The organism is Kitasatospora sp. NPDC018619 (genome assembly GCF_044391605.1).
In the GTDB taxonomy this organism is placed as follows: domain Bacteria; phylum Actinomycetota; class Actinomycetes; order Streptomycetales; family Streptomycetaceae; genus Kitasatospora.
On record NZ_JBISAI010000015.1, the window covers coordinates 143,757 to 157,373 of the forward strand.

Annotated in this window: 15 protein-coding genes; 9 read left to right on the forward strand and 6 right to left on the reverse strand. The window is 75.3% G+C overall.

Annotated elements, in window-relative coordinates:
• Positions 1-291, reverse strand: coding sequence for a phosphopantetheine-binding protein (locus ACH5AR_RS24155; RefSeq protein WP_396303562.1), 291 nt, complete (start codon positions 289-291; stop codon positions 1-3).
• Positions 292-418: 127 nt separating this feature from the next.
• The gene (locus ACH5AR_RS24160; protein ID WP_396303563.1) at positions 419-1,351 is read right to left on the reverse strand and encodes a 3-oxoacyl-[acyl-carrier-protein] synthase III C-terminal domain-containing protein; all 933 of its coding nucleotides are present in this window, start codon (positions 1,349-1,351) and stop codon (positions 419-421) included.
• A 141-nt stretch (positions 1,352-1,492) separates the two neighbouring features.
• On the opposite strand from ACH5AR_RS24160, the gene ACH5AR_RS24165 reads away from it, so the two are divergent.
• The 4 genes from ACH5AR_RS24165 (at position 1,493) to ACH5AR_RS24180 (ending at position 4,985) form a co-directional block, all read left to right on the forward strand.
• Positions 1,493-1,792, forward strand: coding sequence for a hypothetical protein (locus tag ACH5AR_RS24165; RefSeq protein ID WP_396303564.1), 300 nt, complete (start codon positions 1,493-1,495; stop codon positions 1,790-1,792).
• Entirely contained in the window at positions 1,789-2,955 is a 1,167-nt protein-coding gene (locus ACH5AR_RS24170; RefSeq protein ID WP_396303565.1) for a glycosyltransferase, read from the forward strand. Before ACH5AR_RS24165 ends, ACH5AR_RS24170 begins: the two co-directional genes overlap by 4 nt.
• A gap of 147 nt (positions 2,956-3,102) precedes the next feature.
• Positions 3,103-4,077, forward strand: coding sequence for an ATP-binding cassette domain-containing protein (locus tag ACH5AR_RS24175; RefSeq protein WP_396303566.1), 975 nt, complete (start codon positions 3,103-3,105; stop codon positions 4,075-4,077).
• A 143-nt stretch (positions 4,078-4,220) separates the two neighbouring features.
• Complete coding sequence (locus tag ACH5AR_RS24180) at positions 4,221-4,985, forward strand: ABC transporter permease (RefSeq protein WP_396303567.1); 765 nt, start codon at positions 4,221-4,223, stop codon at positions 4,983-4,985.
• Between the two features lie 195 nt (positions 4,986-5,180).
• On the opposite strand, the gene ACH5AR_RS24185 is transcribed toward ACH5AR_RS24180, so the two are convergent.
• The 4 genes from ACH5AR_RS24185 to ACH5AR_RS24200 all read right to left on the reverse strand — a co-directional run bounded on the left by ACH5AR_RS24185 (position 5,181) and on the right by ACH5AR_RS24200 (position 9,503).
• Entirely contained in the window at positions 5,181-6,467 is a 1,287-nt protein-coding gene (locus ACH5AR_RS24185; protein WP_396303568.1) for a PLP-dependent aminotransferase family protein, read from the reverse strand.
• A complete protein-coding gene (locus tag ACH5AR_RS24190; RefSeq protein ID WP_396303569.1) occupies positions 6,464-7,399 on the reverse strand; it encodes an alpha/beta hydrolase in 936 nt (311 codons plus the stop codon). The genes ACH5AR_RS24185 and ACH5AR_RS24190 overlap by 4 nt, the downstream gene beginning before the upstream one ends.
• Positions 7,400-7,473: 74 nt before the next feature.
• Complete coding sequence (locus ACH5AR_RS24195) at positions 7,474-8,268, reverse strand: class I SAM-dependent methyltransferase (protein ID WP_396303570.1); 795 nt, start codon at positions 8,266-8,268, stop codon at positions 7,474-7,476.
• Between the two features lie 134 nt (positions 8,269-8,402).
• Positions 8,403-9,503 carry an alpha-hydroxy acid oxidase gene (locus tag ACH5AR_RS24200; protein WP_396303571.1) on the reverse strand — a complete coding sequence of 367 codons (1,101 nt, stop codon included), beginning with the start codon at positions 9,501-9,503 and terminating at the stop codon, positions 8,403-8,405.
• A gap of 180 nt (positions 9,504-9,683) precedes the next feature.
• On the opposite strand from ACH5AR_RS24200, the gene ACH5AR_RS24205 reads away from it, so the two are divergent.
• The 5 genes from ACH5AR_RS24205 to ACH5AR_RS24225 all read left to right on the forward strand — a co-directional run bounded on the left by ACH5AR_RS24205 (position 9,684) and on the right by ACH5AR_RS24225 (position 13,493).
• Complete coding sequence (locus tag ACH5AR_RS24205) at positions 9,684-11,105, forward strand: class I adenylate-forming enzyme family protein (protein WP_396303572.1); 1,422 nt, start codon at positions 9,684-9,686, stop codon at positions 11,103-11,105.
• Positions 11,106-11,186: 81 nt separating this feature from the next.
• Positions 11,187-11,462: a phosphopantetheine-binding protein gene (locus tag ACH5AR_RS24210; protein WP_396303573.1), complete on the forward strand. Its 276-nt coding sequence runs from the start codon at positions 11,187-11,189 to the stop codon at positions 11,460-11,462.
• Entirely contained in the window at positions 11,459-11,725 is a 267-nt protein-coding gene (locus tag ACH5AR_RS24215; RefSeq protein ID WP_396303574.1) for an acyl carrier protein, read from the forward strand. The genes ACH5AR_RS24210 and ACH5AR_RS24215 overlap by 4 nt, the downstream gene beginning before the upstream one ends.
• Positions 11,722-12,876, forward strand: a complete 1,155-nt coding sequence (locus tag ACH5AR_RS24220) for a beta-ketoacyl synthase N-terminal-like domain-containing protein (RefSeq protein ID WP_396303575.1) — start codon at positions 11,722-11,724, stop codon at positions 12,874-12,876. The genes ACH5AR_RS24215 and ACH5AR_RS24220 overlap by 4 nt, the downstream gene beginning before the upstream one ends.
• Positions 12,873-13,493, forward strand: a complete 621-nt coding sequence (locus tag ACH5AR_RS24225) for a beta-ketoacyl synthase N-terminal-like domain-containing protein (protein ID WP_396303576.1) — start codon at positions 12,873-12,875, stop codon at positions 13,491-13,493. The genes ACH5AR_RS24220 and ACH5AR_RS24225 overlap by 4 nt, the downstream gene beginning before the upstream one ends.
• Positions 13,494-13,617: the final 124 nt, after the last annotated feature.

Genomic DNA, 13,617 nt, shown 5'->3' on the forward strand with positions numbered 1-13,617 from the left:
TCAGTCCTCGGGGATGACGTGCCCGGCGACGTAGTCGGCCAGCCTGGTGACCGACCGCAGGTCGTCCTCGGTGATCTGCTCGACGTCCACCTGGATGTCCAGCGCCTCCTCCAACTCCAGGATCAGCTCGATGGTGCCGGCCGAGGTGAGCCCGAGGTCGTCGAAGAGACAGGCGTCCTGGGGGATTTCGGTCAGTTCGCGCTTGAGGACGCGCGGCAGGAGCTCGCCGATGCCGTGCAGGATGCGCTCGCGCAGTTCGGGGTCGGTGGTCTGGACCGCGGCTTCTGACATGGGTGTCCCGTCCCGTCGTCCGTGGGAAGTGTGCTCCCGGGGCTTGCAGGCGCTCCGGGGCTCTGGGGTGGTGTGGGGATCCGGCGTCACCGTGCGGACGGCGGCCGTCCGTGGAGGCGGCGGGCCGTCAGTACCGCATCGCCATCGCGGAGAAGGTCGCTCCGACGCCCGCGGCGGCGATCAGGTAGTGGTCGCCGCGGCGGAGCAGCCCGCGTGTGGTGGCGGTGTGGAGGTTGATGAGGCTGTCCGAGGCGAAACTGTGCCCGACCGACCGCACGTTGTCCAGCACGACTTTCTCCACCGGGAAGCCGATCCGGCGCGCGATCATCCGCCAGGACGCCTGGTTGACGTTGTGCGGAAGGATCGCGGCCAGGTCGGAGAGGTCCAGACCGGCCTGGTCCAGGGCGGCCTCGATCGCCTCCACCATCACGGTGGGGTACTCGCGCTGGTAGCGGGCGAGCAGGGCCTGGTCCTCGGCCAGCCGGCCGTCGAACTCCGGGCGCTGGCGCACCGCGAAGGAGAGCATCCGGTGGCTCCCGCCGTCGGCGCTGACCAGGCAGGCGGCCGCGCCCTCGGCGAAGATGCCGGTCTCGGGCACCACCTGGGCGTCCCGGGTGAAGGTCTTCTCACCCGTCAGCACCAGCGCGAGTGCCGCCGGGTCGGGATCGGCCGCGAGCAGCCGCCCGGCCAGGTCGATGGCCAGCAGGCCCACGGCGCAGGCGTGGTGGGTCACCGTGAAGGCGCTCGCGTGCGCCAGCCCACGGGCGTCGAGCAGGTCGTGCAGCGGGTTGAGCGGATGGGGCACCGCCACCGGCATGCTGCGGGCGTGGATCACGAAGCGGACGTCGCGTTCGCGTCCGCGCAGCTCCGGCAGCTTGTCCAGGGCGGATCCGAGCAGGTCGGGCAGCGTCCCGGCCGGGTCCAGACGCAGCTGGTCCAGGCCGTGGAAGCGGCGGAAGAGACGGAGTTGACGTGGGGTCAGGCCGATGCGCTCGCCCACCGCCTCGATCGGAACGGCGTGCGGGGGGAGGTGGACGGCCACTGCCTCCAGTGCGGTCACGAGGGCTAGTATTCCGACGCCCGCCTGGTCGCACAAGTGATCTCGGGCCCCCTCCGTCGCCGCCGCCCCGCGGGAGCACCCGACCGCGCTCCGGTGCGGCCGCGTTCACCCCGTGCCGTCGAGCAAGGTGGGAGATCTCTCATGCCGAATCCTGAACCCCGTTCCCCCGGCGCGCCGTTGAACCGGGAGCTGGTGGCGCTGCTGGTCGAGGTGGCCGGCGCGCCGCCCGGCTGGGCGCGCCACGTCACCCCGCAGGCCCGGCTGGACGGCGACCTGCTGCTGGACGAGGACGAACTCGCCGAACTGGCCGAGCGGCTGCGCGAGCGCTTCGGCCCGCAGGCCGACCTGGCCGCGCTGCGCGCCGGGCTGGACCTGCCCGCCCTGGAGGCCCTGACCGTCGCGGACCTCCAGCGACTGCTCCCCGAGGAGGACACCCGATGACCCGGTTCCTGCTGGTGGCCCCACCCCTGACCGGCCACGTGAACCCGGCTGCGGGCATCGCCGCCGAACTGGCCGCACGCGGCCACCGAGTCGCCTGGACGGGCACCGAATCCGTGCTGCGCCCGCTGCTCGGCCCCCGCGCGGAGGTGCTCGGCACCGGCACCCGGGCCTTCCGGGCCCAGGGCGGGCACGGGCTGGCCGCCCTGCGCACGCTCTGGGAGGGCTTCGTCGTCCCGTACGCGCGGTTCACCGCGAAGCCGCTCGACGCGATCGTCCGGGAGTGGCGGCCGGACGTCCTCCTCGTCGACCAGCACACCCCGGCCGGCGCACTGGTGGCGCACCGGCACGGGCTGCCGTGGGCGTCCTTCGCGCCCGGGGCGATGGAACTGGGCCGCCCCTACCGGGCGTTGCCGCAGGTCGAGGCCTGGATGACCGGCCTGCTGCGCGAACTGTGGGAGCGCGCCGCACTGCCCGCGGAGGAGTACCTGGACCCGCGCTTCTCCCCCTCCCTGGTGGTCTCCACCAGCGGCCCGGCGCTGACCGGCGCGGCCCCGGCGCCGGAGCACGCGGCGGTCGGGCCGGTGCTCCGGGCACGGCCGCACGATCCGGACTTCCCCTGGGAGCGGCTGCGGCCGGGGCGGCGGCGGGTGCTGGTCACCATGGGCACGCTGGCCGGCGAACTGGGCGCGGACTTCCTGGCCCGGGCCGTCCGGGCCCTGGAGCTGTGCGGCGGGGACGTCCAGCCGGTGTTCGCCGCGCCACGCGGGCTGCTGCCCGAACTGCCCGCCCACGCCGTGGCCGTGGACCGGGCTCCGGTGCTGGAGCTGATGGCGCGCGGCGAACTGGACGCGGTGCTGTGCCACGGCGGGATGAACACCGTGGGCGAGGCGCTGGCCCACGGCCTGCCGCTGGTCACCGCGCCGATCCGGCACGACCAGCCGGTCGTGGCCGGCCGGGTGGCGGCGGCCCGCGCGGGGCTGCGGGTGCCGTTCGCGCGCGTCACGCCGGAGCGGCTGGCGGACGCGCTGCGGGCCGTACTGGACTCAACGGCGTACCGGGAGCGAGCGGTTCAGATGGGCGCGGAACTCCTGGCCGGAGGCGGCGCGGCGACCGCGGCGGACCGGCTGGAGGCGCTCGCCCGAGGCGGCCGGGCCGCCCTGTAGCAGACCGGGGCGGGCACGTCCATTGGTCTAGGCCATTGTGTCGGCGGCCGGGTTCACCCTAGGGTGTCGCAGCGGCACCGCCCTCCGCAGGTGCCGGGCCCCGCCTTTCCAGGTGCCGTGGCAGCCCACCCCGCACGGGAGTTCCGGTTGATCGAGACCGCGGGACTGCGCAAGTCCTACCGCAAGAAGACCTCCCGCCGCAGCGGCGGGGACGCCACCGTCGACGCCGTCCGCGGCATCGACCTGTCCGTCGACGCCGGCGAGATCTACGGCTTCCTCGGCCCCAACGGCGCCGGCAAGACCACCACCCTGCGCATGCTGGCCACCCTGATCCGCCCGGACGGCGGACAGGCCGTCATCGCGGGGGCCGACCTGCTCGCCGACCCGGCCGGGGTCCGGCGGCGGATCGGCTACGTCGCCCAGGGCGGCGGCACCACCGACCACGTCAGCGGCCGCGAGGAACTGGTGCTCCAGGCCCGGATGTACGGCGCGCCGAAGGCGCAGGCCGTGCAGGCCGCCGAGGACGCACTCAAGGCCTTCGACCTGACCGAATTCGGCGACCGCCCGTGCGCCACCTACTCCGGCGGCCAGCGCCGCCGGGTGGACATCGCGCTCGGGGTGATCCACCAGCCCCGGGTGCTGTTCCTGGACGAGCCCACCGTCGGCCTGGACCCGGCCAGCCGGGCGTACGTCTGGGAGGAGATCCGCCGACTGCGCACCGAGGGCATGACGGTGGTGGTCACCACGCACTACCTCGACGAGGCCGACGCGCTCTGCGACCGCGTCGCCATCGTCGACCACGGCGAGGTGGTGGCCGAGGGCACCCCCGAGGCGCTCAAGCGCGAGATCTCCGGCGACGTCGTCCTGGTCGGGCTCGACGCCGGGGAGGCCGCCGTCGAGCGCGCGGCCGCGGTGCTGCGCCCGCAGCCGTACCTGCACCGGCTGGAGCAGAACGGCGACGAGGGCCTGCGGCTGTACCTGGAGGACGGCGCAGCCGCCATCCCGCAGCTGCTGCGCGCCCTGGACGCGGCGGGCGTGACGCCCGGCACCGTGCAGCTCCAACGGCCCAGCCTGGACGACGTGTTCCTGGCCCGCACCGGGCGGTCGTTGGGGCAGTCCTGACCCCGGCGCCGGGCGGTGGGCGCAGCAGCCCCGCCCCCGTACCGGCCGTTGGCTACCGCCGCCCCGCCCCCGTACCGGCCGCTCGTCGCCGCACCCACCCCACCCCCGCACCACCCGGACCCGCACACCTCCCTGGGGAGACCGTGAAGCTCGCCCGCGACACCTGGCTGGTCTTCCAGCGCCAGCTGCTGCTCATGATCCGCACCCCGGTCTGGATCGCCGTCGGCATCATCCAACCCGTCTTCTACCTCCTGCTGTTCGCCCCGCTGCTGAAGAAGGTCCTCGCCCCGCAGGGCGCGAGCAGCTACGCCGACGCCTACCAGGTGTACGTGCCGGGCCTGTTGGCGGTGCTGTGCATCTTCGGCGGCCTGTTCACCGGCTTCAGCCTGCTCGGCGAACTCAAGGCTGGCATCATCGAGCGCTCGCGCGTGACACCGGTCAGCCGGCTGGCGCTGCTGCTCGGACGGGCGATGCGGGAGATGGTGGCGCTGCTGGTCCAGGCCGTGCTGATCACCCTGATCGCGCTGCCGTTCGGGCTGCGGGTGAGCCCGCTGAACCTGCTGCTCGCCTACCTGCTGCTCGGCCTGCTGGCGCTGATGACCTCGGCGATCTCCTTCGGCATCGCCCTGATGGTGCCGACCGACGCGGCGATGTCGCCGGTGGTCAACACCATCGCGCAGCCGATCGCACTGCTGTCGGGGGTGCTGCTGCCGCTCACCCTGGCGCCGCAGTGGCTTCAGCAGGCGGCCCGGTGGAACCCCTTCTACTGGGCGGTGGAGGGCATGCGCGCACTGTTCTCCGGGCACACCGGGGCCGGCGTGGTCTGGCAGGGGCTGCTGGTGGTCACGGTGATGACCGTCGTGGCGGTGTACTGGTCGGCCCGGCTGTTCTCCACCCGGGTGCGCTGACCCGGATGCCCGACGGGCCCGGCTCGCGATGAGCCGGGCCCTCCGTCGTTTTCCACTCCGGGGCTCGACCCCGCTCACTCCGGGGCCGTCCCGTGCACTCCGGGCCCCTCCCCGTCCGCTGCCGGCCCCTCCCCGGCCGTTGGCCGGCCCCTCCCCGGCCGTTGGCCGGTCCCTCCCCGGCCGTTCCCGGGGGCCTCACGCCGTGACGAACGCCGCCAGTTTCGCCACCCCGTCGATGATCTGCGCCTGCGTCAGCGAGCTGACCGACAGCCGCAGCCGGTGCTCGCCGCCGCCCCCCGGGTAGAACGGCGCCATCGGCGTCCAGAGCACCCCGTGGTCGCGCGCGCAGCGCTCCATGGCCGCCTCGTCGGCGACGAAGGGCACCGTCAGCACGGCGAAGAAGCCGCCGTCCGGCCTGGTCCAGGAGATGCCCAGCCGGCTGCGCACGGAGGCCGGGAAGTGCCGCTCCAGCTCCCGCAGCAGGGTGTCCAGGCCGGCCGCGTAGTGGGCGGTGGCCGCGGCGTTGGCGGCCCGCAGGCGGCAGTCGTGGGCCAGCAGCATGCCACCGATGACGGCCTGGCTGAGCGCGGGCGTGTTGACCGTCGTCATGCTCTTCAGCTTGGCCAGCTCGTCCGCGAGCAGGCTGCGCCGGCCGCCGGGGCCGGACACCTCCTGGTCGGCGACGACGTAGCCGAGCCGGGCGCCGGGGAAGCAGGTCTTGGCGAACGAGCCCAGGTAGACGACCTGCCGTCGGCGGTCCAACGCCTTGAGGGTGGGCCGCGGCCCCGGCGTGCGGGAGAAGAAGCCGTACGGGTTGTCCTCGACGACGAGCACGCCCTCCTCGGCGGCCGCCTCCAGCAGCCCGGTGCGGGCCGCGACCGGCATGCTGGTGCCGGAGGGGTTGGCGAAGTCCGGGACGACGTAGAGGGCGCGCGGCCGGCGCCCTTCGGCCCGCACCGCGCGGGCGGCCTCCCGGACCGCCGCCGGGTCGGGGCCGCCGTCCGGGCCCTCGGGGACGGGGCGGACGGTCAGGTCGAGCAGCCGGGCGGCGCCGGTCACGCCGACGTAGCAGGGCGAGCTCACCAGCAGGACGTCGTCGGGGCCGGCGCACAGCGCGCGCAGCACCAGCAGCATGCCCTCCTGCGCACCGACGGTGACCACCACGGCTGCGGGGTCCACGGTGAGGCCCTCGTCGTTGGCCAGGGTGCGGGCGACCAGGTCGGTGATGATGCCCTTGGTCGGGCCGTACTGGAACAGCGCGGTGCGCACCGCGGCGCGGTCCAGGCCGCGCTCGGCGAGGTGGGCGAGGTAGGCCGTCAGGTGGGCCGGGACGTCCTCGGGCTCGAAGAACCCCTCGTAGGGTCGACCGGGGGCGAAGGAGACGGCGTCCGGGTAGCGGGTGGTGACCTCGTTGAGGAAGGTCATCGCGTCCAGCAGCGGATCGGCCAGCGAGGCGTGCAGTTCGGTCGAGGGGATGGTCACCGCAGCGCCTCCCGCAGGCGCTCGGCCGCGAAGTCCTGCGCCTCGGCGGCCGCGTCCAGGGTGCCGGTCATGGCGAAGAAGCCGTGCGGCATGCCCTGGTAGCGGCGCAGTGCCACCGGGACCCCGGCGGCGCGCAGCGCCTCGGCGTACCGTTCGCCCTCGTCGCGCAGCGGGTCGTACTCGGCGGTCAGGACGGTCGCGGGCGGCAGGCCCGCCAGGGTGGCGGCGCGCAGCGGGGAGGCGTACGGGCTGGCGCCGTCGGCGCGGTCGGCCAGGTAGTGCCTCCAGTACCAGGCCACCGAACGGCGGTTGAACAGGGCCGGGTCGTCGTGGGCGCGCAGCGAGGGGGTGTCGGCGCCGTGGTCGGTGTTGGGGTACACCAGCAGTTGGTGGCACAGGGCGGGGCCGCCGTCGGCGCGCAGCAGGAGGGTGAGCGCGGCGGCGAGGTTGCCGCCGGCGCTGTCCCCGCCGACGGCGATCCGCTCCGGGTCGAGGCCGAACTCCTCGGCCCGCTCGACGAGCCGCAGCAGGGCGGCGCGGCAGTCGTGCAGCGCTGCGGGGAAGGGGTGTTCGGGGGCGAGCCGGTAGCCGACGGAGGCGGTGACGCAGCCGACGGCGTTGGTGAGCCGGCGGCAGATCCCGTCGCTGGTGTCGGGCGAGCCGAGCGTCCAGCCGCCGCCGAACAGGTAGAGCAGCGCGGGCAGTCGGCGGCCGGGGGCCTCGGGGCGGTAGAGCCGCAGGGCGAGTTCGCCGCCGGGGCCGGGGATCCGGTGCTCCTCGACGGCGGCGACGGGCTCGGGTTCACCGGCCGTCGCGCGGATGTCGGCGAGGTCGGCGGCCCGGGCCTCGGCGAGGGTGAGGTCGTAGAGCGGCGGGGTTCCGCTGCTCGCTCGGCGGGCGCGCAGCGCCTCGGCCTGGGGGTGCAGGGGCATGGGCGGATCCGTTCGGTGCGCGGGGCTCGGCGGCGGGCTCTTTGACGGGCTCTTTGACGGGCTCGGCGGCGGGCTCAGCGGTCTGCCTCGACGTAGATGCTCTCGTCGGTGCGGAAGGCCGTGTCCAGGTCGGCGACGTCCGGACGGGCGCCTTGGCGGTAGGCGCACGGGCGGATCCGGTCGGGGTCGAACCCGGCCCGGGTGAGGACGTGCCGCAGCTCGTCCAGGTCGTAGATCCACTGGTGCCCGAAGTACCGGAAGATCTGGTTGACCAGGAAGGCCGGGCGGGCGGGCATCGGCGGCCCGAAGCCGAGGGTGGTCAGCCGGCGGCGGTGCTTGGCGAGGAAGCCGTCGTCGTTGGTGTAGCCGGCCAGGTAGCGGGCGAGGTCGGGGGTGGTCAGCCGCAGGACGCCGCCGGGGCGCAGCACCCGGCGGACCTCGCGCAGCCAGCCGACGGCGACGGGCAGGGTGACGTGCTCGATCAGGTGCTCGGCGTACACCCAGTCGACGCTGGCGTCGGCGAGGGGCAGCGGTTCGGCGATGTCGAGCTGCGTGAACCAGCGGTCGCCGTCGACCCGGTAGAGGGTTCCGGGCGCGGTGGCAGTGCCGGCAGCGGGCGCGCGCAGGGCGGCGAGGTCGGTGCCGAGCCCCTCCGGGTGGGTGGTCCGGAAGGCGGCGAACTCGATGCCGGTGATGCCGAGTTCGCGCAGCCCGCGGTGGTCCCGGGGCAGCCCGGCGGGGTGCGCCCGCAACGTGTCGCAGGTGGCGACCTGCGCGCTGAAGGCGTCCAGCCTGGGGGCGAGCCCGTCCGGGTCCTCCCAGTCCCAGCCCGGGAACCTCTCCGGGGCTCTCTCGCTCTGCTCGGTCATGTGTCGGACCTCCTGGTGGAAGAACGCGGTTCGGGTACGGCGGGGTTCAACGGCCGGGTGCCACGGCGGTGTCGGGCTCCTCGGACGGGCCGGGAATCGACGGCCGGCCCCGGGCGCCACGGGCGCGGCGGGCTTCAGCCGGCCGGGCAGGGCCAGGGCGCCAGGGCGGTGCGGTCCAGGTCGGTGAGCCGGGGGCGGCCCAACAGGGCCATGGTGTGCTCCAGTTCCTCGCGCAGCAGGTCGAGCATCCGGTGCACCCCGGCCTCGCCGTCGGCGGCCAGCCCCCAGAGCGCGGGGCGGCCGACCAGCACGGCGCGGGCGCCGAGGGCGAGTGCGATCGCGAGGTCGGTGCCGCTGCGCACGCCGCCGTCGAAGAGCACCGGCAGCTCGGCGGGCACGGCCGCCACCACCTCGGGCAGCGCGGCCAGGGCGGGCATCGCCCCGTCGAGTTGGCGGCCGCCGTGGTTGGAGACCAGCAGGGCGTCGACGCCGTGCTCGACGGCCAGCCGGGCGTCCTCGGCGGTGAGGATTCCCTTGAGGACCAGCGGCAGCCGGGTGCGCTCGCGCAGCCAGGCGAGGTCGGCCCAGCTCAGCGTCGGGTCGAACTGCTCCCTGGCGTGCTCGGCGATGCCCGAACTGCCTCCGGTGGCACGGTGGCTGGCGGACATCAGGGAGCGGTCCAGGTTGACCGCCCGGACGGTGGACGGGACGGCGAAGCCGTTGCGCAGGTCGCGCAGTCGGCGGCCGATCCTGGGGGCGTCGACGGTCAGCACCAGGGCGCGGTAGTCGGCCGTCTCGGCGCGTTCGACCAGGGCGGCGAGGGCGGCGCGTTCGCGCAGCCAGTACAGCTGGAGCCAGAGCGGCCCGGTGGCGGCTCCGGCGATCTCCTCCAGGGTGCGGCTGGCGAACATCCCGACGACCAGCAGGGCGCCGGCCCGGCCGGCCGCGCGCGCGGTGGCGGTCTCCCCCTCCGGGTCGACCAGCCGGTGGTAGGCCATCGGGGCGATCCCGAGCGGGACGCGCAGCGGTGCGCCGAGCAGGGTCAGCCCGAGGTCGCAGGCGGAGACGTCGACCAGGGCCCTCGGACGCAGCGCATGGCGGCCGAACATCTCCCGGTTGGCCGCCAGGGTGCGTTCCGCATCGCTGCCGCCTTCGATGAAATCCCAGATTTCCGTGGGCAGTCGGGCGCGCGCCGCACGCTCGATCCCGGCCGGCGTGAGAACTCCCACGGGCATTCCTCGTTCCAGGACGGCCACGCGCGGGCCGGTCCCGGTTGGGCAGCGTAGGAGCAACAACCCCATTGGTATAGACCTTGATTTGACCAATCGTCTGTGCCATGGTCTGGCCACGGAATTGGCCGTTCGGATTTGTTAACGGCGTTCATGTCAAAATCCCCTCACTTGTGTGGAGCCGCGTTGACCGGCTTTTCCCCCTCCGTACTTCCGGCTGCCTTCCCGCCGCACTCCGACGCCCCGGACACCTGGGTCGACCGGGAGCTGCTGGCCGGCCCCGGCGGCGAGGAGTGCCTGCGCCTCGGCGCACCGCTCGACCGGGCCGCCCTGCGCGCCCTGGTCGACGAGCAGTCCGAGCTGCTGGCGGCCGCCGGGCTCGGCCCCGGCGGAACGGCGGCGCTGCGACTGCCGCCCTCGGTGGCGTTCGTCGCGGTACTGCTGGCATGCTGGCGCCTCGGCGGCCAAGCCGCCCTGCTCGACCACCGGTTGACCGACCACGAGGTCGACGCGGCGGTGGCGCGGCTGGCCCCGCAGGTCCTGGTAGGCTCCGCCCATCGCACCGCGGCGGCCCTGCGCGGCTTCTCCGAAGTCGAGCCGGTGGCCGTCCCGCTGGTGGACGGGCGCCCGGCCCGCACCGGACACGCGCTGGTCCAGCTCAGCTCCGGATCCACCGGCCCGGCCAAGGTCATCGCCCGTACCGCGGCCGATCTGCTGCGCGAACTCGACTGCTACCGAAGGCTGGTGGAGTTCCCCGGCGAGGGCGAGCGGGTCGTCCTGCTCTCCTCGGTGGTGCACGTGCTCGGCCTGGTCGGGGGGCTGCTCAACAGCCTGCACGCCCGGGCCGCGCTCACCGTGCCGGAGCGGATGACGGCGGCGGGGATCCTCGCCGAGGTCGCCGCCGGCGACCGGCCGACGACCGTGATCGGAGTGCCCTTCCACGCCGAACTGCTGGCGGGGGTGGTCGCTCCCCCGCCGCTGCCCCGGCTGCGGCGGATGGTCGTGGCGGGCGAGCTCGTCCGCCCGGGGCTGCCCGCACTGTTCGCCGAACGGTACGGCGTCCCGCTCGGCACGATGTACGGCATGACCGAGACCGGGGTGATCGCCACCGACCTCTCCGGCACCCTCCACCCCGCCAAGCGGCCCGTGCACGGCATGGAACTGCGCTCGGTCAAGGGTGAGTTGCAGATCCGCACGGCGTCCTCCCCGTACCCCGGGCTGGACGACCCGACCCGCTGGTCGGACGGCTGGCTGCACACCCGGGACGCGGCCGAGCCGGCCGCCGACGGCGCCGTCACCGTGCTCGGCCGCCTGGACTCCCAGGTCTCGGTCGGCGGGCTGAAGGTCGACCTCACCGAGGTCGAGCAGACGCTCACCGCGCTGCCCGGGGTACGCGAGGCCGTGGTGGTCTTCGACGGCGGCGTGATCGAGGCGTACCTCGCCACCGACCCGGGCGCCGACCTCGCCGCCGTCCAGGACGGGCTGGCCCGCCGCCTGGCCGGCTACAAGCGGCCGCGCCGGCTCGCCCGGCTGGAGCGCCTGCCCCGCACCGCCACCGGAAAGCTGCTGCGCGACCCGACCGCCCTGCGCGGCGCCGCCGCCGGCTGACCGCGTCGGCCGCCCGGGCCGCGTGCCCCGTTCCCCGCGCACCACACCCCGCGCACCACACCCCGACAAGGAGCCACCACCATGCAGGACCGCATCCGCGCCTTCGTCCTGGCCTCGCTCGCCGAGATGCAGTACGACGTCTCCGAGGTCACCGGGGACACCGACCTCGGCCCGGCCGGTCTCGACCTCGAATCGCTCGCGCTGGCCGACCTGTCGGTGCAGGTCGAGGACGAGTTCGGGATCAAGTTCGACCTGGACGAGATGGAGACCACCGCCCTGATGACGCTGGACGAGTTCACCGCCGACGTCGCCCGCCGGATCGACGCCCTCGCCGCCACCTCCGGCAGCGCCGCGTGACCGGCGCCCCGCGCCCCGACGCCCTGCCGGACCGGCTCGCGGTGCTCACCATGCTGGCGGCGTTCGGGCAGCGCGCCGTCGACACCGTGCCCGAGGACCTCGGATCGCTCGAACTCACCTGGCTCGTAGCCGAGTTCGAGCAGCGCTACGGACTCCTGCTGGACCTGGACGACGACCGCTTCGGGGCGGTGCGCACCGTCGACGACGCCACCGAACTGCTCCGCGAGGCCGTCCTCGCCGACCGCGCAGGCACCCGGCCGTGATCCCCGCCGACACCGGCGCACCGCCGGGCCGGGCGGAGGGCCGCCCGGTGGTCACCGGGGTCGGGGTGCTCAGCGCCGCCGGGACGGGGCTCGCCGCGCTGACCGAGGCCGCCGTCCACGGCCGGGTGCTGTCCGGCCCGGTCACCCGCTTCGACGTGAGCGCCCGCCGCACCTCCCGGGCCGCGCTGTTCCCCGGCACCGTGCCGCCGGCCTGCACCTTCCCGCTGGCCAGGGCCGTGCTCGCGGCGATCGGCCAGGCCTGCGAACAGGCCGGGCTGACCGCCGCCGAGGGCGCCGACCTGCCGGTGCTGCTCGCGCTGCACAGCGACGCGGGCACCCGGGCGACCGCCGACGCGGTGGCCGCCGGGGTCCGCGCCCGCTGGGGCGCACCGGGTGTCACCCGGGTGTACACCAACGCCTGCGTGGCCGCCGCCAGCGCCGTGGCCGACGCGGGTGCACTGGTGGCGAGCGGACGGCACGAGCGGGTCCTGGTCGCGGCCGGGCACCTGGTCGAACCGGGCGTCTTCGCGGTGTTCGACGCCGGACGGGCGCTGGCCCGCGACGGCGAGGCCCGCCCGTTCAGCGCCGGCCGCACAGGCACCCTGCTCGCCGACGCAGCCGCCGCCGTCCTGGTCGAGTCCGCCCCGGCGGCCGAACAGCGCGGCGCGCCCGCGCTGGCCCGGCTGGCCGGCTGGGGCCGCGCCGGGGACGCCCACCACGTCTGCCGTCCGGAACCGGAGGGCCTCGGGGCGGCCCGGGCGATCGAGGCCGCGCTCGCCCGCGCGGGCGTCGACCCGGCCGAGGTCGGCTACGTCAACGCCAACGGCACCGGCTCCCCGCTCGCCGACCGGGCCGAGGAGCGCGCCCTGCGGCGGGTGTTCGGCCCGCACACCGACCGCCTGCCGGTCAGCTCCGGCAAGTCCGTGCACGGGCACGCCCTGGAGGCCTCCGCCCTGCTCGAACTCGCCACCACCATCGGCGCGTTGGACAGGGGACTGCTCCCCGTCAACGCCGGCTGGCTCGGCCGGGACCCGGACCTCGACCTGGACCTCGTCCTGGACGGCCCGCGCGCCGCCAGGCCCCCGTACGCGCTCAGCCTCAACTCCGCCTTCGGCGGCGCCAACACCGCCCTCCTGCTGGCCCCGGGATGACCACCACCGCCATGACCGCCCCTGCCGACCGCACCCACGGACTGCGGGTCCTCGCCGAGGCCCGCCGCCCCGCCCCCGGCCTGGACGGGCCGCCGCCACCGCTGCCCGGCTTCGCCGCCTCCGGCTTCAACCCGCTGGTCGCCGACACCGCCGAGCGCTGCCTGCGCGCCCACCACGGCGAGCCGCCCGCCCCCGGACGGACCGCCCTGCTGCTCGCCAGTGCGAGCGGCGACCTCGACACCGCGCGGGCCATCGAACGCAGCGCCGAACCCGGGCAGCGGACCGGCCCGCTGCTGTTCTTCCAGTCCAACCCCAACGCCGTCCTCGGCCACATCGCCGCGCGCTGGGGCCTGACCGGCCCGATCATGGCGATCTGCCCGGCCGAGGCCGCGCCCGGAGGCGTCCCGGACGACGCGTTCGAGCTCGCCGCGCTGCTGCTCCGGGACGGCGACGCCGACCGGGTGCTGGCCGTCGCCGCCGAGCAGACACCCGACGGGGGCCGGGCCGCCGCCGTCCTGCTCGCCGGACCGGCCCCGGACCCCGACCGACCCGAAGCCGACCAGCCCGAAGCCGACCAGCCCGAACGGACTGAACCCGCCGGCCACCGCCGGCCGTAGGAACCATCGAAGCCCGGCGCCTGACGCAGCCCTACCCGGCACACCAGCGCCCCTCCCGGGCATCGCCTCGCTCCCGACACCCGTCGCCCCCGCGGCCGACCACACCTCCCGCCGGTGCGGCCGA

Excerpts from the sequence above, each read along its gene's own strand:
- ACH5AR_RS24165 (WP_396303564.1), top strand. The coding sequence starts at position 1,493 with ATGCCGAATCCTGAACCCCGTTCCCCCGGCGCGCCGTTGAACCGGGAG.
- ACH5AR_RS24155 (WP_396303562.1), bottom strand. The coding sequence starts at position 291 with ATGTCAGAAGCCGCGGTCCAGACCACCGACCCCGAACTGCGCGAGCGC.
- ACH5AR_RS24195 (WP_396303570.1), bottom strand. The coding sequence starts at position 8,268 with ATGACCGAGCAGAGCGAGAGAGCCCCGGAGAGGTTCCCGGGCTGGGAC.
- ACH5AR_RS24200 (WP_396303571.1), bottom strand. The coding sequence starts at position 9,503 with ATGCCCGTGGGAGTTCTCACGCCGGCCGGGATCGAGCGTGCGGCGCGC.
- ACH5AR_RS24190 (WP_396303569.1), bottom strand. The coding sequence starts at position 7,399 with ATGCCCCTGCACCCCCAGGCCGAGGCGCTGCGCGCCCGCCGAGCGAGC.
- ACH5AR_RS24210 (WP_396303573.1), top strand. The coding sequence starts at position 11,187 with ATGCAGGACCGCATCCGCGCCTTCGTCCTGGCCTCGCTCGCCGAGATG.
- ACH5AR_RS24225 (WP_396303576.1), top strand. The coding sequence starts at position 12,873 with ATGACCACCACCGCCATGACCGCCCCTGCCGACCGCACCCACGGACTG.
- ACH5AR_RS24170 (WP_396303565.1), top strand. The coding sequence starts at position 1,789 with ATGACCCGGTTCCTGCTGGTGGCCCCACCCCTGACCGGCCACGTGAAC.